General features: G+C 58.4%; 23 protein-coding genes. 20 read left to right on the top strand and 3 right to left on the bottom strand.

Features of this window, described 5'->3' with window-relative positions:
• The first annotated feature begins 14 nt into the window (after positions 1 to 14).
• From MHM88_RS05760 to MHM88_RS05660, 20 genes are all read left to right on the top strand, one after another.
• Positions 15 to 740, top strand: a complete 726-nt coding sequence (locus MHM88_RS05760) for a hypothetical protein (RefSeq protein WP_239361314.1) — start codon at positions 15 to 17, stop codon at positions 738 to 740.
• 361 nt (positions 741 to 1101) lie between these two features.
• The gene (locus tag MHM88_RS05755; RefSeq protein ID WP_239361312.1) at positions 1102 to 1440 is read left to right on the top strand and encodes a GPW/gp25 family protein; all 339 of its coding nucleotides are present in this window, start codon (positions 1102 to 1104) and stop codon (positions 1438 to 1440) included.
• Positions 1440 to 2339: a baseplate J/gp47 family protein gene (locus MHM88_RS05750; protein WP_255734462.1), complete on the top strand. Its 900-nt coding sequence runs from the start codon at positions 1440 to 1442 to the stop codon at positions 2337 to 2339. Before MHM88_RS05755 ends, MHM88_RS05750 begins: the two co-directional genes overlap by 1 nt.
• The gene (locus MHM88_RS05745; protein WP_239361294.1) at positions 2332 to 3066 is read left to right on the top strand and encodes a phage tail protein I; all 735 of its coding nucleotides are present in this window, start codon (positions 2332 to 2334) and stop codon (positions 3064 to 3066) included. Before MHM88_RS05750 ends, MHM88_RS05745 begins: the two co-directional genes overlap by 8 nt.
• Complete coding sequence (locus tag MHM88_RS05740) at positions 3066 to 3578, top strand: phage tail protein (protein WP_239361292.1); 513 nt, start codon at positions 3066 to 3068, stop codon at positions 3576 to 3578. The genes MHM88_RS05745 and MHM88_RS05740 overlap by 1 nt, the downstream gene beginning before the upstream one ends.
• Positions 3579 to 3590: 12 nt before the next feature.
• Positions 3591 to 4373 carry a hypothetical protein gene (locus MHM88_RS05735; protein ID WP_239361289.1) on the top strand — a complete coding sequence of 261 codons (783 nt, stop codon included), beginning with the start codon at positions 3591 to 3593 and terminating at the stop codon, positions 4371 to 4373.
• A gap of 11 nt (positions 4374 to 4384) precedes the next feature.
• Positions 4385 to 4786 (top strand): hypothetical protein, encoded by a 402-nt coding sequence (locus MHM88_RS05730; protein WP_239361278.1) that lies wholly within the window; start codon positions 4385 to 4387, stop codon positions 4784 to 4786.
• Between the two features lie 105 nt (positions 4787 to 4891).
• Positions 4892 to 6109, top strand: a complete 1218-nt coding sequence (locus tag MHM88_RS05725; protein WP_239361265.1) for a phage tail sheath C-terminal domain-containing protein — start codon at positions 4892 to 4894, stop codon at positions 6107 to 6109.
• The gene (locus MHM88_RS05720) at positions 6106 to 6609 is read left to right on the top strand and encodes a phage major tail tube protein (protein ID WP_065329454.1); all 504 of its coding nucleotides are present in this window, start codon (positions 6106 to 6108) and stop codon (positions 6607 to 6609) included. The genes MHM88_RS05725 and MHM88_RS05720 overlap by 4 nt, the downstream gene beginning before the upstream one ends.
• 9 nt (positions 6610 to 6618) lie before the next feature.
• The gene (locus tag MHM88_RS05715) at positions 6619 to 6918 is read left to right on the top strand and encodes a phage tail assembly protein (protein WP_239361257.1); all 300 of its coding nucleotides are present in this window, start codon (positions 6619 to 6621) and stop codon (positions 6916 to 6918) included.
• Positions 6915 to 7061: a hypothetical protein gene (locus MHM88_RS05710; RefSeq protein ID WP_239361254.1), complete on the top strand. Its 147-nt coding sequence runs from the start codon at positions 6915 to 6917 to the stop codon at positions 7059 to 7061. Before MHM88_RS05715 ends, MHM88_RS05710 begins: the two co-directional genes overlap by 4 nt.
• Positions 7042 to 9819: a phage tail tape measure protein gene (locus tag MHM88_RS05705; protein ID WP_239361242.1), complete on the top strand. Its 2778-nt coding sequence runs from the start codon at positions 7042 to 7044 to the stop codon at positions 9817 to 9819. The genes MHM88_RS05710 and MHM88_RS05705 overlap by 20 nt, the downstream gene beginning before the upstream one ends.
• Positions 9819 to 10229 (top strand): phage tail protein, encoded by a 411-nt coding sequence (locus tag MHM88_RS05700; protein ID WP_239361240.1) that lies wholly within the window; start codon positions 9819 to 9821, stop codon positions 10227 to 10229. Before MHM88_RS05705 ends, MHM88_RS05700 begins: the two co-directional genes overlap by 1 nt.
• The gene (locus MHM88_RS05695; RefSeq protein WP_239361238.1) at positions 10195 to 10419 is read left to right on the top strand and encodes a tail protein X; all 225 of its coding nucleotides are present in this window, start codon (positions 10195 to 10197) and stop codon (positions 10417 to 10419) included. Before MHM88_RS05700 ends, MHM88_RS05695 begins: the two co-directional genes overlap by 35 nt.
• Positions 10410 to 11414 (top strand): contractile injection system protein, VgrG/Pvc8 family, encoded by a 1005-nt coding sequence (locus tag MHM88_RS05690; RefSeq protein ID WP_239361235.1) that lies wholly within the window; start codon positions 10410 to 10412, stop codon positions 11412 to 11414. The genes MHM88_RS05695 and MHM88_RS05690 overlap by 10 nt, the downstream gene beginning before the upstream one ends.
• Before the next feature lie 244 nt (positions 11415 to 11658).
• Positions 11659 to 12015 carry a hypothetical protein gene (locus tag MHM88_RS05680; protein ID WP_239361223.1) on the top strand — a complete coding sequence of 119 codons (357 nt, stop codon included), beginning with the start codon at positions 11659 to 11661 and terminating at the stop codon, positions 12013 to 12015.
• Between the two features lie 11 nt (positions 12016 to 12026).
• Entirely contained in the window at positions 12027 to 12749 is a 723-nt protein-coding gene (locus MHM88_RS05675; protein WP_239361221.1) for a hypothetical protein, read from the top strand.
• Positions 12737 to 13246: a hypothetical protein gene (locus tag MHM88_RS05670; RefSeq protein ID WP_239361219.1), complete on the top strand. Its 510-nt coding sequence runs from the start codon at positions 12737 to 12739 to the stop codon at positions 13244 to 13246. Before MHM88_RS05675 ends, MHM88_RS05670 begins: the two co-directional genes overlap by 13 nt.
• Before the next feature lie 40 nt (positions 13247 to 13286).
• The gene (locus MHM88_RS05665; protein WP_239361217.1) at positions 13287 to 13481 is read left to right on the top strand and encodes a hypothetical protein; all 195 of its coding nucleotides are present in this window, start codon (positions 13287 to 13289) and stop codon (positions 13479 to 13481) included.
• A 9-nt stretch (positions 13482 to 13490) separates the two neighbouring features.
• Complete coding sequence (locus tag MHM88_RS05660; protein WP_239361214.1) at positions 13491 to 13886, top strand: thermonuclease family protein; 396 nt, start codon at positions 13491 to 13493, stop codon at positions 13884 to 13886.
• 478 nt (positions 13887 to 14364) lie between these two features.
• On the opposite strand, the gene MHM88_RS05655 is transcribed toward MHM88_RS05660, so the two are convergent.
• From MHM88_RS05655 to MHM88_RS05645, 3 genes are all read right to left on the bottom strand, one after another.
• Positions 14365 to 15597, bottom strand: coding sequence for a hypothetical protein (locus MHM88_RS05655; protein ID WP_239361203.1), 1233 nt, complete (start codon positions 15595 to 15597; stop codon positions 14365 to 14367).
• Positions 15587 to 15838 carry a hypothetical protein gene (locus tag MHM88_RS05650; RefSeq protein ID WP_239361200.1) on the bottom strand — a complete coding sequence of 84 codons (252 nt, stop codon included), beginning with the start codon at positions 15836 to 15838 and terminating at the stop codon, positions 15587 to 15589. The genes MHM88_RS05655 and MHM88_RS05650 overlap by 11 nt, the downstream gene beginning before the upstream one ends.
• An 80-nt stretch (positions 15839 to 15918) precedes the next feature.
• A complete protein-coding gene (locus MHM88_RS05645; protein ID WP_239361198.1) occupies positions 15919 to 16266 on the bottom strand; it encodes a hypothetical protein in 348 nt (115 codons plus the stop codon).
• Positions 16267 to 16459: the final 193 nt, after the last annotated feature.

The following is a 16459-nucleotide window of genomic DNA, read 5'->3' as shown; positions in this document are numbered from 1 at the left end:
AATGAGGTTTTAAAATGAACAACCAGAGGGTTCGTTGCTATAAATTTATGAAGAAAAAGTATGTATCAGGTTTTTTGAGTGGAAAAGTTCGTATTGGCACGATGAAGCAGTTTCGGGAAATGGAAGAAGCTGAATGGATTGCTGATAAAGGGGAGGGCACCGGAACGAATCGTATGGGGCCGAAAGATTTTAGTTCAATGGCGGATTTTGAGAGATCTAACTTTGTCCGACGGATAAATCAAACAGGGGCCATGCGTATAGATGAAGGTGCTGCGAAAGGGCTGAAGATGGACGGGTTCCACATTGAATACAAACCCGTTGAATCCCATATTTTATGTGTTTCCCTCCCACCATTTCATAGTGCAGCATGCGCTATGTGCTATGATGCGCCGGAAGAATATAGATATGACGCTTGCGTAGAAATTCTCGACCTTGAAGAGTATATCAGGTGTTTACTGAACACTGGGGTTATTGGCGCACTCAAGTTTACTGATGTATTTGCGGATGAGGTTAGTTTCTCGCCTGTAAAATATATATCAAGATCCGCAAATTTGGATTTTGAAGAACCAGTTAGGAATTTGACCTTCTTGAAAGACCCGAAATTCAAACCGCAACAAGAGGGGCGACTTGAATTTAAGTACAAGAGTAAGCCTGCTACCAAACTTGGCCCCTTTTCTGCCAATTTTTCAGTCCCAAGAAATTTACTACGAATAGTTGACGTGGAACTCAGTGGGCTCTGAGCAGATGCTTATTCGTGATAACATCCACCAGACTCCAAAAAACTCCAACAAAGAGATTTAGCGTATTCCGCAATCCCTGCGCATCCGGCGGATGCTGCGCCAAGCACCAGTGCCGAGTTTGGGGCTAGTGGCGGTCATAACTATAAGACGGTCGCGCGGCAGAACTTTCCGGTTTAACCGACTTCGGGCTTACCCAAACCAAAGGCCTGCTTTCAGCACGCTGTGTATTTACTGAACATGCTGATATTGCCTGCCTAACTGTGATGCCGTTCGATGCCAACATGTGTCGGTTTACGGCATCGACAGCAATAACGGAAAACCGCCAGAGGCGGGTGAGGCGGATCTCGGTAAAGATCGCCTCATGATTGGCATCGACGCAACCACGGGTAAGTACATTTCTGGACTGACGCATTTGCGCCAGTCTGTGCGCGATATCCTTACCACCCCCATCGGGACGCGGGTCATGCGGCGCGACTACGGCAGCCGACTATATCGTCTCGTCGATGCGCCGATGAATGCGGCGACACGCCTCGACATGGTGGCAGCGACGTACGAGGCCCTTGATACTTGGGAGCCGCGCCTCTCTCTTGAGAGCGTCAACGTCGGGGTTTCTGAGCCCGGCAACGTGGTGATTGATCTGGTGGGGCGGTATTTGCCAACCGGCGAGGCAATCAACCTTGATGGGCTCGAGGTGACGTGATGGGGGCAGGTTTCACCGCGATCAACCTGTCTCTGTTGCCGCCGCCTGATGTGTTGGAGCTGGTGGACTATGAGGCCACGCTTTCGGCTATGCTCGCCGAGCTTCGCGCGAAGGATTCCGCTTTTGACGCCTTGGTCGAGAGCGACCCGGCTTACAAGATCCTCGAAATCGCCGCCTATTATCGGATGCTTGCGGTGCAGCAACACAACGACGCTGCGCGGGCTGTCATGCCAGCTTACGCGCAGGGCGCCGATCTCGATCACATCGCGGCGCGGTACAACGTGGCGCGCCTGGTGCTGGACGCCGGCGATCCGAATGCGCTGCCGCCGGTGTTGCCGACCATGGAAAGCGACGAGGACTTTCGTCGTCGCATGCTGTTGGCCTTTGAGGGGTTGAGCACCGCAGGGCCTGTTGGTGCCTACGTGTTTCACGCGCTGGGGGCTGACCCGGACGTCGCCGACGCGAGTGTGTTGAGTCCCGTTCCCGGCGAGGTTCTGGTCACTGTCCTGTCGCGCCAGGGTGATGGGACACCCTCCGCCGATTTGATCGCCGCCGTCGAGGCGGCTGTAAACGCCGATGATGTTCGTCCTTTGACGGATCTTGTAACGGTTCAATCTGGGCAGATCCTTCCCTATGCGGTCGAGGCCGTTCTCACGGTCTACCCGGGGCCAGACAGCGCGATCGTGCTGGCCGCAGCACAGGCCGCGACAGAGGCCTTTGTCATCGAACAGCACAGGCTGGGGCGGGACGTTACCCTGTCGGGGCTGTATGCCGCATTGCATCAACCAGGCGTTCAAAACGTCTCGCTGATTTCGCCGGTGGCGGACCTTGTCGCTGATGACACCCAGGCAAGCCACTGCACCGGGATAGACATAACCGTCGGGGGGCAGAATGTCTGACAGCCTTCTCCCTCACAACGCAACGCCACCAGAGCGCGCCCTCGAGGCGGTGACGGGACCGGCGCAGGTGCCGCCGGTGCTTCTCCGCGCGATCTGGGACCCGGAGAGTTGCCCGGTCGAGCTGTTGCCCTGGTTGGCCTTTGCATTTTCGGTCGACGTCTGGGATGCGGAATGGCCCCAGGAAACGCAACGCGAGGTCATTCGCCGCAGCTTTGAGGTTCATCAGCACAAGGGCACAAGGCAGGCCGTCGAGCGCGCCTTGGGGGCCTTGGGCTTCAATGTCGACCTTAGCGAATGGTTTGAATACGGGGGCGATCCGCATACCTTCCGCATTGATGCATTTGGCGAAGATATCTTTGATGCCGGATATCAGATCGACAGCGATCTGTTTGCGCGGATCACGAACCTGATCGAGCATGTAAAGCCTGCGCGGTCGCACTTCGACTTGAGGATCGGAGAGGGGTTCAGGTCCGAATGCGAGATCCGCAGCGGTTCTCGCCCTGCATACTCGCACCGACTGGACACTGACCCAGAGCCGCGCCCAGCAACGGCGAGCGCCGAGCTGGTCATGCGGACAGCGCCAAGGGTGCGAACTGTTACAGCTCTGGAGTTAGATCCTCGACCGCGTTCGCAGCGGGTGTCTTTGGCGGTCGCCGCTCGAACAGGCGCACGCGTTTTCCTTATCAGTCAACAGCTTCACGACGTTCAAAGGAGGGCCGTAGCGTAATGCCCACCACGCTTCTTACCGATATCGCCGAGGCAAAGCTCACTGCCGCCGCGGGTTCTGGCACACAGGTCGCAATCACCCACATTGCGTTGGGTGACGGCAACGGTGGCAACTATGGCCCAGGCTTTGGCCAGACCAGCTTGCAGCGCGAGCTGGCGCGGCAACCCATCGAGACACGCCACATGGTCGGGAACAATGCTTGGCGCGTGAAAGCAGAGTTCGGGCCGGAGACCCCTTCCTTTTTCGTTCGTGAAATGGGGTTCTTTGATGCCGACGGCGACCTGATCGCAATCTGGGCTGGCAACGATGTGGAGGCACGCCAGACCGGAGCGATCACCTATCTGGTCGACCATGTGCTGAGCTTCACCCGGGTGCAGGATGGCCTGGTCATCGTCAACGCACCGGATGACGTGGTGTTTGACCTCGCTGTCACCACCGGGACTGCAATCGCACACCTGCAACTTGAACAGCTCCGCCAAGCGGATGTCATTCGAAATTCATTCTGGGCGTGAAGGAGATAGATAATGTCCACAAGTGCCGAACAAATTAGCGCTCTGATTGCAGCAGCGACCGATCTGAAATCTTACTTTGAGGGGGTGCGAGACGCCATTGATGGAAAGGTTGATGATGTTCTGTTGGATATGAGCAGCTTCATCGCCGAGCAGTTTCAGTTCCAAGCGACTTGGGACCCCACCGAGGCAAACCCCACAAATGAGCGCGACGGCGTCTATTCGTCCCTTGCAACCCTGATGAGTGACGCGCCACGCGGATCAACCGTTTTTGTAACGCTGCCAGCAGGTCAGGTCTGCTCCCTGACAGACGAGCGCGTATTCCTGCACCATAAATATGTGATTTTTCAGAGTGATGCGGCAAATCGTGCGACATTGCATTTTCCGACATTCATCAAATCGAACGGCAACGCCGCGCGCAATCGACTGTTCGCCCTCTATGATGCCGAAGTGCAGATCCGGGATGTGGACCTGATGCTGGATGGGTTGCCTCCCACGGCAACAAACTGGCAAACCAGTGAAAAATCTGCCTTTTGTTGCGGTTATGGTCACAAGCTCAAAGCACGACTTGATGATTGCATGGTCACTGGTTTGGATGGGGCGTGTGTTGCGACTTGTGCGAACGGAGTGCAGGTGCAGATGCTCGTGTCTGACACGGCTGTCGACGGCAACATGACAATGATCGCAGACGCTACGAGCGGCGTTGCAATCGTGTCGCGCACCAACATGACCTTCGCAAACGGTGCCACCTTGAATGACACCGGCACAATTGTGTCCGGCACCGTTCTGGCAAATTAAGGAGGACGAGGATGAAACTAGATTTTGAATATGACGGTCGCCGCTACGAGGGGTGGACCGAGGCGGATGCCGTTCGTTCTGGCGTGCCTGCAAATGTCATTGCTGGCGCAAATCTGAATGCGCACCGTGGCGCGGTCAGCGCGGAATGCCGCCGCCGTATCTATGATGCGGCATCTGCCGAAGCGCAAATGAACATGGCAACCGCTGCTGCACTCACTTCTGCAAAGGCAGAATCTGACCGCACCGATGATGACAAAACGGTGCTGGATGGCGTGCATCTGGCGCTTGCTTGGGTGGCTGACATGCGCGCGGCATTTGAGGCTTTGGCTGCTGATCCCGACGCGGATTTCATGAGCGACGCGGCGTGGCCTGCGCTGCCGCCTGAAATCCCGCCGCTTATCGAACGGTTCTGACACCGCAATTTCAGATCGGCCCGCGTCCTCAGGAAATCCGCCAGAGGGCGCGGGCTTTGTTTTGGTTGATGATCGCTGCAACACCCAATTAGCAGCGAGGGCAAAATGGCTGGTTTTCTCCACGGCGTCGAAGTGCTTGAGATCGACTCGGGTCCGCGCCCGATCCGCACCATCAGCACCGGCGTCATTGGCATTGTAGGTACCGCGCCGGACGCGGACGCTGATGCCTTTCCCTTCGACACTCCGGTTCTGATCGCCGGGAGTCGTCGCGAGGCGGCACGTCTGGACACGACCGGGGACGGCACCGGGGGCGGCACGTTGCCCGGCGCGCTCGATGGGATCATGGATCAGGCGGGCGCTGTCGTGATCTGTGTCCGCGTCGAAGAGGGTGCGGACGAGGGCGAAACGCTCGCAAATATCATCGGCGGCGTGAATGCGAACACCGGGCAGCTCGAGGGCGTTCACGCGCTGGTCGGCGCCGAAAGTGTCGTCGGACATGCGCCGCGCATCCTCTGCGCGCCGGGCTGGACGCATCAGCGGCCCGAAGACGAGGGCAACCCCGGCACCTATTTCGCGAACCCCGTGGTCGCAGAGCTTGAGGGGCTCGCTGACCGCATGGCTGCCGTTGTCATCGCCGATGGCCCCAACACAACCGATGCCGCCGCGCAGCTTTATGCCGGCGATTGGGGCACGTCGTCCCGCATCTACGTTGTCGACCCCTGGGTGAAGGTGCTGAACGCTGCCGGCGATATTGTCGACCAGCCCGCATCTGCACGCGTCGCGGGCGTGATTGCGCGCACCGACAACGACGAAGGGTTCTGGGTGTCCCCGTCGAACAAAGGGATTTTCGGCATCATCGGCACCTCGCGCCCGGTCGATTTCAAGCTGGGCGATATTTCGAGCCGGGCCAACCTGCTCAACGAAAACGACGTTGCAACTATCATCCGCCAAGACGGCTACCGCCTCTGGGGGAACCGCGTTCCGACGTCTGACCCGAAATGGCAATTCCTGTGCGTGCGCCGCACCGCCGACGTTCTGAACGAGAGCATCCAGCGCGCGCATCTGTGGGCGGTGGATCGCGGCATTACAAAGACCTACCTCGAGGACGTCGTCGAGGGCGTGAATGGTTTCATCGCAAACCTGGTTGCGCAGGGTGCGTTGCTGGGTGGCGAGTGCTGGGCTGACCCGGATCTCAACAACGCCGCGAGCATCCAGAACGGGCAGGTCTGGTTCAACTTCGACTTCACGCCCGTTTATCCGGCTGAGCGGGTGACGTTCCGCTCGCATCTTGTGAATGACTACATTTCGGAGGCGCTGGCATGATCCGCAACATCCTGAAAAACTTCAATCTGTTCGTTGACGGTCGGGGGTTCGCGGGCGAGCTGGGCGACTATACCCCCGCGAACCCGTCCATCGCTGCCGAGGAATATCGCGCAGGCGGCATGAATGGCCCCATCGATATCGACATGGGCCAGGAGAAAATGACCACGTCGTTCGTCCTGCGCAATTACAGCGCCGACGTGCTTGCGCTCTGGGGCGTGGCGCCGGGGCGTTTGATCCAGGTGACCGCGCGCGGCGCGCTGGAAAGCGAGGATGGCACGGTCACACCGGCGATCCACAACATGCGCGGCAAGATCATCGTGGGGGATCGGGGCACCTGGTCACCGGGCCAGTCGGCCACCCTGACGTTCAACATGACGCTTGAGGCCTTCAAGGAGACCATCGGGGGCCGCGTGGTCTGCGATATCGACGTCATCAATATGAAACGGATCATCGACGGCGTCGACCAGCTGGCAGAACAGCGCGCCGCGTTGGGTATCTAAGGAGAAACCATGCAAAACCCTGCACTCCCAGACTATTGCAAACACAACGTCGACGGCGACGAGGAGTCGATCACGGTCACCCTTGCAAAGGGCATCATGGTAGGCGGTGAAAAGCGCACGGAAATCACCCTGCGCGAGCCGACTGTCGGCGACAATATGGCCGCCCGCCAAAGCGCGAAAGGCGACAATGCCGGGCATGAGGTGAATCTGCTGGCGAACCTCGCCGGTCTTTCGCCGGACGAAATCCGCTCTGCCAAGATGCGGGATTATACCCGCCTGCAAGAGGCGCTGGATTTTTTCAATGGGTGACGCCTGAGGCAGCGCGCCTTGGCGCGCTGCTGATCGCGCGGGAAACGGGCTGGTCCTGTGCCGAGATCTCCGCGATGAGCGTCAGCCGCATGAACTGGTGGCTTGAAGGTCTGAGGAACATCCATGGCAAATCAGCGCCTTAATGCTACGGTCACCATCGGCGGAGTTGTCGAAAACTCCTTCCGCAAAGGCATCGGCTTTGTCCGATCCGGCTTTGACAAGGTCGGGCAAAGCATCCGCGATGTGAAGGCGCGGCAAAAAGAACTGTCGCGTGAGCGGTCATCCCTGATCAAACAGGGGCAGTCGGTCGCGCATCTTGATCGCGAATATGAGGCGCTCGAGCGGACGCTCGAGGATCTGGTGCGCAAGCAACGGCGCTGGGAACGCGCCATGCGTGACAGCGCCCGCGTCGGCGACACATTCAGCACAATGACACATCGCATCGGGCGCCTGGGCCGTCAGGTGGGCGTGGGCCTCGCGGTAGCCGGGGCTGGTGTGTTTACGCTCACCAGCTCGACCGCGGCCTATGGTGACCAGGTGGCCAAAACGGCCGGCAAGCTGGGCATCGGGATCGAGGCGCTGCAAGAGTTCCGATATGCGGCGGAACGGTCGGGGATCTCGACTGCGACATTCGATAGTTCACTGACCGCGATGCAGAAGCGCCTGGGCGAGGCCGCGCAGGGCACCGGTGCCGCGAAAAAGGCGCTGGATCAGATCGGGCTGAGCGCAAACGATCTGATCGCCATGGGGCCAGAGCGCGCCATGAGTGCAATCGCAGACAAACTGCAAGGGATCGAGGCACCAGCAGAACGCGCGGCCATTGCCGCCGCCCTGTTCAGCCGTTCTGGCATCGGCATGGTGAACATGCTGGGCAACGGGTCCGACGCTCTGACGCAGCTGCGCGAGGATGCGCGGCGAACCGGCTATGTGCTAAGCGAGGAAGCCGCACGCGATGCCGAGAAGTTCGCCGACGCGCAGCTCAACGCACAGCTGACCGTCAAGGGTCTGAAAAACACCTTCGGCGCGGAACTGATGCCGGTCGTCACCCGGTCGATGCAGCGGTTCAGCGATTGGGCGGTGGCCAATCGTGAGGACGTGGCGGCGTTCGCCGATACCGCGGCGACCAGGCTCGAGGCGGCTTTGCCAGTGATCGGCCAGGTCGCCGAGGGCATGGGCGAGGTGTCCAGAACGGTCGGGGGCGTTCTCTCCAAAACGGCGGAAATGGTCGGGGGCTGGAAGAACTTCGGCATCGTGGTTGGCGCGGTCCTCGCAGGGCGTACCATCGCGAGCGTGCTTAACTTCGGTTGGGCCGTTGGACGTCTTGGGGTGTCCATGGCGGCTTTGCTACCATGGGGCACGGCTGGCGCGGGCGCAATGAAACTGTTCGCGGGCGGGCTTGCACTGGTCAAGACGGGTATTCGTGCTGTCGGGCGAGCCTTGCTCATGAACCCCATCGGCCTTGCTGTCGCCGGGATCGCCGGCGCAGCCTATCTGATCCATGAAAATTGGGAGTCCGTCGGGCCGTGGTTCGGGCGTCTCTGGGATGGGGTGAAAACCACCTTTGGCGGCTTTGGCCAGTTCGTCTCCGGCATCTGGCGCGGCGATATGGATGCCGCCGCCGCAGGGCTTGTCGATGCCTGGGAAGGCGGCAAGGCGCTGCTATCCACCACGCTCGACGGAATCGGGAGCGTGTTCAAGTTTGCTTGGGAGCGGGGCATCAAGCCGATCACCGATAAGCTCGGTATCACCAGTCACATCACCGCAGCTTGGGATAGGCTGAGCGGCTTTTTCTCGCGGCATTGGGATGCCGTCAAAACGATCTTTGGCGGCTTTGGTCAGTATGTTTCCGGTGTCTGGCGTGGTGATATGGATGCCGTCGCCGCTGGTGTCGGTGAGGTTTGGGCCGGTAGCAAAGCGATCTTGTCCAACATTTTCGACGGCATCGGCAGCGTGTTCCGCGGCACATGGGAAAACGTGATTAAGCCTGTGACCGACAAGCTTGGTATTACCAGTGGGATCACGAAAGCTTGGGACGCCGCACGCGAGTCCGTGGGCGGTGCCATTGGCAAGATCGGCAAGGCGCTGCAATCTGGCTATGATGGGACAATCGGCCCGGTTATCGAGGCGTTGGGGGCAACCGGCGGGATCTCGAGCGCATGGCAGGAGGTCAAGAAAGCCGTCGGTGCCGTTGTCGATTGGCTGGTCGAAAAGTTTGATCTGCTGATGGGGAAGTTGCAGCCGGTTCTCGATGGCCTGACCTGGCTGCGCGACAAAGGCGCTGGTGCTGTCGAGGGCGTCAAAGGCATCGGAGACAGCATCAGCACTGGTGTGCGCGACCTATTCGGAGTCGGAGGTCCAGAGCAATCGCCGCAGGGCGATCAGCGCCCTACAGCGCAGGTCGGTGAAACCACCTCGCCGCGACAGAATCCCCGTAGCGGGAAAGCAGCGCCGCAGAAAATCTCGGGCTCTTACCTGGGCGGCACCATCGGGCGCGGGTTTCGGGAGGTCGGAGAGCAGGGGCCAGAAACGATCTGGACGTCAAAGGGCGGTTATGTGGCCCATGCCAATGCCACGGAGCGTTTGGCGCGGCTTTCGGACCGTGCGGGGCCTGTCCTTGATGCATTGGGGGCTGGATTGCAGAAGGCGATTGCGGGTGCGCAGCAAACCGTCGCGCCAGTGGTGCAACGCGTCCAGGTGCAAGCGGAGAGCGGGCAGGCACTTGCCATGCAACAAGCCGCACAACCTGCACAGCCCGCGCCGGTCATCATTCACGCGCAAATTCATGCGGGCCAGATGAACCCGCAGAACCTGATCGATGAACTGGAACGGCGCGGGCGCTATGCGCAGGCCGGAGCGCTCTACGACCAGCCGCATGACTACGGCCAATATGGGGGCACATGATGGCTGAGACAATGATGCAGCTGGGCGCTTATCAGTTCAGCGTCGACAATGCCGCATATCAGAACCTCGAGCGGTCGACCGAATATCGCTGGGCCGCGCAAGAACGCGTCGGCGCGCATGACGCTTTGCAGTTCACCGGCTTTGGCGCGGACACGATTTCGCTGCGCGGCGTGATCTATCCCCACCACAAGGGCGGGCTCGACCAGCTCGACAAGATGCGCCGCCAAGCCTCAATCGGTATCCCCCTGCCTCTGGTGGCAGGCACAGGCCGCACCTTGGGCGTATGGGTGGTGGAGAGCGTGCGCGAGGGGCAACGTACCTTTGGGCCGCAAGGCGCGCCCCTGCGGCAGGAATTTGGGATCAGCATTCGGAGGTATGACGGTGGGCTCCGCAGTCTTCTACCTTTCTAAAGAGGGGGAAACCCTCGACGAGATCGTTTGGCGGCACTACGACGCCGGAATCCGCGGCGCGGTTGAGATCGTGATCGAGGCGAACCGGGGTATCGCGGCGCTTGGGCCGATCTTGCCGGTTGGTACGCGGGTTCTCCTTCCGGTGATCGAAGAACCAAAAACAGCGGAGAGTCTGCGCCTATGGGATTGATCGATTTCCGGCCATTGTTTCGGATTACCGTCGATGGGCAGGACATTAGCAACGTGCTGGCACCGCGCCTGGTCAGCCTGCGCGTCACAGATGGGGCAGGGGTGCAGTCTGATAGTGTGCAGATTACGTTGAGCGACACCGGCTATCTTGCAAAGATCCAGGAGCCCCGCGCGGGGGCTGAAATCAAGATCTGGTTGGGCTTCCCATTCAGCCTTTCTTACATGGGCCTGTTCATCGCTGACACGGTCGAAGTCTCCGGCCCACCTGACGCCGTGACAATCACGGGCACCGCCTCCGTGAACGGAGAAACGACCAGCGGCAAAACCGCACTGACCGACCAGAAAAAGCGCAGCTGGCCAGAGGGCACCACCATCGGCGCAATGGTGGACAAGATCGCGGGCGAGCACGGGCTTGACGCCATGGTGTCGGACAGTCTGCGTCCTGAGGCCTTGCCGCACGTCGATCAAATCGACGAGAGCGATATCAATCTCCTTTCGAGGATCGCGCGCGACTTCGACGCGATAGCAAAGCCCGGCAATGGGCGGCTGATCTTTACCCGACGTGGCGAGAGCGTCACGGCATCCGGGCAGCCCATGCCGGTTGTCGAGATCCACAAGAAAGCGGTCACCGATTGGCGTTACCGAAACAGCCTGCGCGAAAGGGTCGGGCGCGTGATTGCCACGACGCAGGATCTCAAGGAAGGCAAGCCGGTCGAGGTCGAGGCGGGTGCCGGCGAACCGATCTCGCGATTGAAGCGGCGTTTTCCAGACAAGGCCAGTGCCCAGCGATCCGCAGACGCAGAGCTGAAACGTTTGGGCCGCGCTGGGCGAACGCTGTCGCTCACCATGCCGGGCAACCCCGATGCGGTCGCAGAGGCCAGGCTGCAAGCGAGTGGGTTTCGATCCTATATCGATGGGGAGTGGTTGATCAGCCGAGCAGTTCATTCCTTAGATCGTGACGGCTATCGTACGACCTTAAGCGCGGAGCAGTCATAAGGCTTGCAATCGCTCGCTGCCACCCACCATCTCCACGAAACACGCATTCTGGTAACGCCCGTATCTGACGCGCGATGCCGCTAGGCAAGAAGTGTTCGATTACATGGAGCTGTTCCACACCCCAAAGCGCAAGCAGGCCAACACCGGCATGTTTTCACCCGTTGACTTCGAAGCAAGACAGCCGAAACTGCAAGAGGCGGGTGTCTAATAAACCATGTGCACCTCACGAGAAGGAGCAGGTATTTTGAAGAACGGTGTAAAGCTACTGTTTCTAGTGGGGCTGGTGTGCTCATTCGGGGGCGCTCACGCGCAAGGGGAGGGTTACCGGTCCCAAGAAGCTGCGTGTGATCACTTTGCGCGGGTTACTTCCATCGCCGCACTCATGCGGTTCGAAACCGGAGCTTCGCTCCCGGTTGCGATTCAGTTTGCAAAAACTTCCCCCCTCAACCAGACCGACTTTCACTTGGCTGCCGCGAAAACGTATGTTCGCGACTTCTATATTCGGCAAGATGAATACTTTGAGATTTATGAAGACTTTGGAGAAGACGGCTTTCGAAGCAGTGTTTTATTACGCTGTATGCTGGCAGCACGGTCTGATTGATGAGTGGTTCGATGAGAAATGCTACACCGTTTGAAATCACCCTGCCGATTGCGCCTCTTATTAGCGTGGACAGAGTAGTACAGGTTTACATACCGAATATTGGAGGCCAACTCTCCTATTTGCCTGAAGTAGATTCTACACGGCTGGGTGGTATCGTTGGATTCTCGGCGTATTGCGATGCCCAAGGGACGTTCTATGCAGGTGGAAAGGCGCTTGTGTTAGAGGCTTTGGATGATGGGTTTGGTAACAGCAAAAACGTCGATTGGGATGATCCATCCAAGTACCTACTTAACAAAGTTCCATTTTCTCATGCGGGGAAGCGGCCTGATCTATCGCTTGAAATGGGCGCGACCATTGCTCTGTCCTTCGACGACATTTGCAGCGGACCGGGTTTTTTAGATGGGGTGTTAAATTCTACGTCACTTGAGGAGGGCGCGGAATTCTATGAATGGTACATGTTCCGCCGATTTGCCCTGGTCTTTGCCAAAAGCTGTCATCACGCTGTGTATGATGGTGACGACCTTCTCGTCCAACAAGACGCAAGTTTGAACGCCGAGCATTTTGCAACCAAGGTTCAAGCCGTCATGTTTTGCGGTATTGGAGAGAAATTCCCCGCTCAACATGCGGCGGAAGCGGCTTGGTTCGCCACTGCAGCGCTCAATTTATTCGAGGCTGAGCGCAATACTGTGAAGTTCGTTGCGCCGAGTGCCGGAAGCGTTAATTGGATTTCATAGATAAAAACCTGGCACCATTGCTTAATGAAGGAGGCGGGGTGACGTTCTTAGCATCGAATATCTCTGTATATTCCGAAATCGCGGAAAATGCGTTTCGCGAGATGAAGGAATTGGAAGAGGCGGGGTGCATACCGCGCCCTGATGGGGATGGTTACATAAAGTTATATGATCCTCAGAGGAAATCTTTTAAGGCCGCTTTGGTTCATATCGTGTTCGCGGGAATATGGTTGGACGCGAGGCTGCATCTTGAAATCGTTGAGCGCTTTAGCAAGACAAAGGCTGGCAAATACGACAAGTGCTCTTATGAGGACAAACTTGAGCTTCTTGATGCCTTAGATGAAGGCTTGAAAGTGCGTCTCGCTCACTTCAGAGATATCCGCAGAGAACTAGTTCACGAGAAGGCTTATTTTCATCAGAACACGATATATGTTGCGCAGCAAGAGGCGCGAGGTGTTCGAGAACTGATGCAGGACATTAGCAATCGTTTGGCGGGTTGAAAGCTTACTTCAATGAGCTTTTCTCATCATGGGAGCGGACATGAAGAATAGAATTCTTGGCGCGTTAGGTTTTGGCCTCGTTGGATTCCTCGTCGGGGCAGGAACAGGCATCGTAGGAGGTATATTTGGCGGCGTTGCCGGGGCAGGTATCTTCACGACTATTGGTGTTGTGTATGGCGTGAGTGCAGGGCCAGATGCCGCAGCGTTGATCCGTTGGCTACGGAAATCCAAATAGGAGGCCATCTTGCGCACCATCGCCACTCTTGCGATCATTTTTTGCACCACCTCCGCGCTCTCGGCCTCGCTGCATGTACGAGATGCTGACACCATTATCGTCGACGGCACTCCAGTGCGCCTCAATGGGGTCGATGCTCCTGAGCTGCGGACAGCTGCGGGGAAGGGCGCCAAACGTTGGATGGTCAACTACCTGCGCGGGAAATCGATCACCTGCGACCTCAACGGAGAGCGAACCCATGATCGGTGGGTAGGGGTGTGCTTGGCGGATGGTGAGGATATCGGCGCCGCGTTGATTGGAGCTGGTCACGCTCTGGACTGCAGGCGGTACTCGGGTGGCCGATATCGTGACCTCGAAACGCCGGCAGCGCGATCAAGGATTAAGCGGGCAGGTTACTGCAACTAATCGTCGAGCGGGAGGCCGTTGCCGTCTCTCGCGCCGTTGAGGGTGATAGTCGCATTCCGCCACGCGCGGGAAACATCCTGCATTGTTCGGGCACCGCTCTCGCGGCAATAGGCGCACGGGATTTCGTCCCGCTCGAAGGCCATAACTTTGTCTGGGTCACAAGCCCAGAGCAAGTGAACTTAGGGGCATATGATTTTCATACCAAGCAGAGCGGTTAGCGCCACATGGTGGGCGTCGGTATAGAAATCGCGACTCACACATTCTTGCTTTGTTTTCGGTATGTCCGTGTGAGTGAAATCGGCTAGAGGTTTGATTTAAAACCGTTCAACTATAACTTAAAATCCCCAGGCTTTAGCCGTGCGGGTTCGAGTCCCGCCGCCCGTACCAATCTGAAGATAAAAGATTTTTTCCACTTAACGATCTGCCTTGAAAAACGGTCGTTACTCGTCTGTTACTCGTGTTGTTACTCGTTCTGTTCTCACCCCCTTTTGGAGCGTACCTGAATCACGTTGTTTGCGGCTCCAGACCGGTCACGGGTGTAGATCGCGGTGGTGGTGCCTTGAGTGTGCTGGGCCGCGTGCTGCAGGGTCGTGGGGTCCACCAGAGACTTTGCTTCGGTGATGCCGCCAGACCGGGTGTCACGGATCTGCAGATCATCAGGGAAGGGATCTAGGTCAGCTTCGACACGTGCCTTGTTCACCGCGCGCAGGGCCTCCTTGAATCCGCGGGACAGGACGCCATTCTTGGGTGGCTTTCCGTTTGGCATGGTGATTACCGGGCCGGTACGCTGATCCTGCGGGATCAAAAGCAGGCGCTCCCGGATCTCGGGGGTGTGCTTCAGGCTGAAGGTGTAAGGTTCGGTCAAGCTCTTGCGGGTCTTGCTGATAACCTTGGTGAACGACGTGACGTCCTGATCGAACATATCCCACGTCACGCCGTCGACCCAAATCTGCCCGCCGTCGCGAATGCCGCCCTGCCGGTTGTCGGCCTTGACCCATTGCCCATGCACGTCGACACCGCGCAGGATGAACTCGAACCGCATCAATATGGCAAGTGCGAGGTGGGGGCGGCCCATGCGGTCGGCCTCGGCCACGATGGCCTCGATCTGCTCGCGGGTGGCGTAACGTGATCGGCGGGCGGGGTTCTGGATGCGCACCTCCTCGCGGATCGCTTTCACCTTGGTGCAGTGATCTACACCGATCTTGATCCCGTGGGAGACGATCAAGCGCCAGTGAGTGAACCATTTCTTGACGTAGTGGGTGGAGCGCCCCTTGTCATGCATGGCTTTCTTCCACCGCATGATCCGCTCATAGTCAGTCTCCTCGATCAGCACATTGCCAATTGCCTGCTCGATATATCCCAGCATCTGCCGATACTTGTCCTGTGTTTGGGGCAAGACGTCATGGAAGGAGCTGAACTCGTCTGACAGGTAACGGCCAATCAGCCACCCCCATGTGCCTGCCTTGCGGCCTTTAGCTTCGCCGTCAAACCATTCAAGCATCTCGCGAGTGAGGGCGCGGCAGTGAGCGGCGCGCTCCAGGTCAAGCCCGTCGCCTTTTGATCCGCCGAGCTTATATGTTTTGATATTGTATCCTGCTTCGAGATACTTCTTGCTGGGACGCCATAGGTAGCTGTCCCGGTCTTTCAGGTACTTCAGGAACGGGGCATAGTCCGGTTCGCTGTCGTCCCAGAGCGAGTCTCTAAAACGCATCGTGGTTCTCCGTATGGTTGGTTTCCATCAACCGCCCGGAGCGCGCTGCCGCAGATCTAGCGTTGCGTTCTCGCGCCCATTCCTCAACGGCCTCGCGGTGGCGCATGCCTATCGCGGGATCAATCTTGGGAAAGCCGTACTGGCGTTCGAGTGTTTCACTGTTCGAGCGCAGCCATTTGACGTCATGGCCCAGCATTTTGGCTATATCCGCTTCCTTTACGAATAGCTGCTGAAAGGGCATAAAATCTCTCTCGCTTCAGTGTCTTGCATTGGGCGGCGATCTAAGCGCCGCTCTATGCGGCAACCGCGCGGCGCAGTGCTTTAGCCATTGAGGCCACCTTGCACCAAAGTCGGTGCGGGCGATTGGCCGTTGTGGGGGCAATCTGGGCGGCCATCGCTGGTCCGGCGGGGCACGCGCGCAGAGGCGGTCTTGATCCAGTCGCTCAGGGCGCTTTGGCGGGATGTGCCGGCGCATTGAATGCCCATCAGATCGACCTGCCAGAGGGCCTCGTCGTGGACCCATGCATCTGACATGGGCGCTGTGATGCGCCCGCCGAGGTCTGAGAATTGTTCGGACCTCTGATGCATCGGTGTCGCCTTGAGCGACTCCGCCGCGGCATAGAGCGCGAGCGTGTTGATCTCGGTGGATGATGCGCGGGCGGTGGGCAACTTGGAGGATTGATCCGCCCGCGCCAGATCCGCACTGGGGTGCCCCCACTGAAGTGGTCCACCTTTTGGGATAGGAATATCCCGTTTTCAGGATGACGACGAGATGGCAGGCAAACGAGAGAAGCCCGAGGACATCGTGCTGAAGCTGCGACAGGTTGAAGTGCTGCAAGGGCAAGGGAGCTCGGTTCAGGAA

Source organism: Epibacterium sp. MM17-32, from assembly GCF_022348205.1.
Taxonomy (GTDB): Bacteria; Pseudomonadota; Alphaproteobacteria; order Rhodobacterales; family Rhodobacteraceae; genus Epibacterium.
This window is presented reverse-complemented; position numbering and strand designations above follow the sequence as displayed.

What these genes read in the sequence shown, in the direction of transcription:
- MHM88_RS05665 (WP_239361217.1), top strand. Translation starts at nt 13,287, where the DNA reads ATGAAGAATAGAATTCTTGGCGCGTTAGGTTTTGGCCTCGTTGGATTC.
- MHM88_RS05720 (WP_065329454.1), top strand. Translation starts at nt 6,106, where the DNA reads ATGATCCGCAACATCCTGAAAAACTTCAATCTGTTCGTTGACGGTCGG.
- MHM88_RS05740 (WP_239361292.1), top strand. Translation starts at nt 3,066, where the DNA reads ATGCCCACCACGCTTCTTACCGATATCGCCGAGGCAAAGCTCACTGCC.
- MHM88_RS05690 (WP_239361235.1), top strand. Translation starts at nt 10,410, where the DNA reads ATGGGATTGATCGATTTCCGGCCATTGTTTCGGATTACCGTCGATGGG.
- MHM88_RS05725 (WP_239361265.1), top strand. Translation starts at nt 4,892, where the DNA reads ATGGCTGGTTTTCTCCACGGCGTCGAAGTGCTTGAGATCGACTCGGGT.
- MHM88_RS05695 (WP_239361238.1), top strand. Translation starts at nt 10,195, where the DNA reads ATGACGGTGGGCTCCGCAGTCTTCTACCTTTCTAAAGAGGGGGAAACC.
- MHM88_RS05760 (WP_239361314.1), top strand. Translation starts at nt 15, where the DNA reads ATGAACAACCAGAGGGTTCGTTGCTATAAATTTATGAAGAAAAAGTAT.
- MHM88_RS05750 (WP_255734462.1), top strand. Translation starts at nt 1,440, where the DNA reads ATGGGGGCAGGTTTCACCGCGATCAACCTGTCTCTGTTGCCGCCGCCT.
- MHM88_RS05745 (WP_239361294.1), top strand. Translation starts at nt 2,332, where the DNA reads ATGTCTGACAGCCTTCTCCCTCACAACGCAACGCCACCAGAGCGCGCC.
- MHM88_RS05675 (WP_239361221.1), top strand. Translation starts at nt 12,027, where the DNA reads ATGAGAAATGCTACACCGTTTGAAATCACCCTGCCGATTGCGCCTCTT.
- MHM88_RS05700 (WP_239361240.1), top strand. Translation starts at nt 9,819, where the DNA reads ATGGCTGAGACAATGATGCAGCTGGGCGCTTATCAGTTCAGCGTCGAC.
- MHM88_RS05655 (WP_239361203.1), bottom strand. Translation starts at nt 15,597, where the DNA reads ATGCGTTTTAGAGACTCGCTCTGGGACGACAGCGAACCGGACTATGCC.
- MHM88_RS05730 (WP_239361278.1), top strand. Translation starts at nt 4,385, where the DNA reads ATGAAACTAGATTTTGAATATGACGGTCGCCGCTACGAGGGGTGGACC.
- MHM88_RS05705 (WP_239361242.1), top strand. Translation starts at nt 7,042, where the DNA reads ATGGCAAATCAGCGCCTTAATGCTACGGTCACCATCGGCGGAGTTGTC.
- MHM88_RS05715 (WP_239361257.1), top strand. Translation starts at nt 6,619, where the DNA reads ATGCAAAACCCTGCACTCCCAGACTATTGCAAACACAACGTCGACGGC.
- MHM88_RS05650 (WP_239361200.1), bottom strand. Translation starts at nt 15,838, where the DNA reads ATGCCCTTTCAGCAGCTATTCGTAAAGGAAGCGGATATAGCCAAAATG.
- MHM88_RS05735 (WP_239361289.1), top strand. Translation starts at nt 3,591, where the DNA reads ATGTCCACAAGTGCCGAACAAATTAGCGCTCTGATTGCAGCAGCGACC.
- MHM88_RS05755 (WP_239361312.1), top strand. Translation starts at nt 1,102, where the DNA reads ATGATTGGCATCGACGCAACCACGGGTAAGTACATTTCTGGACTGACG.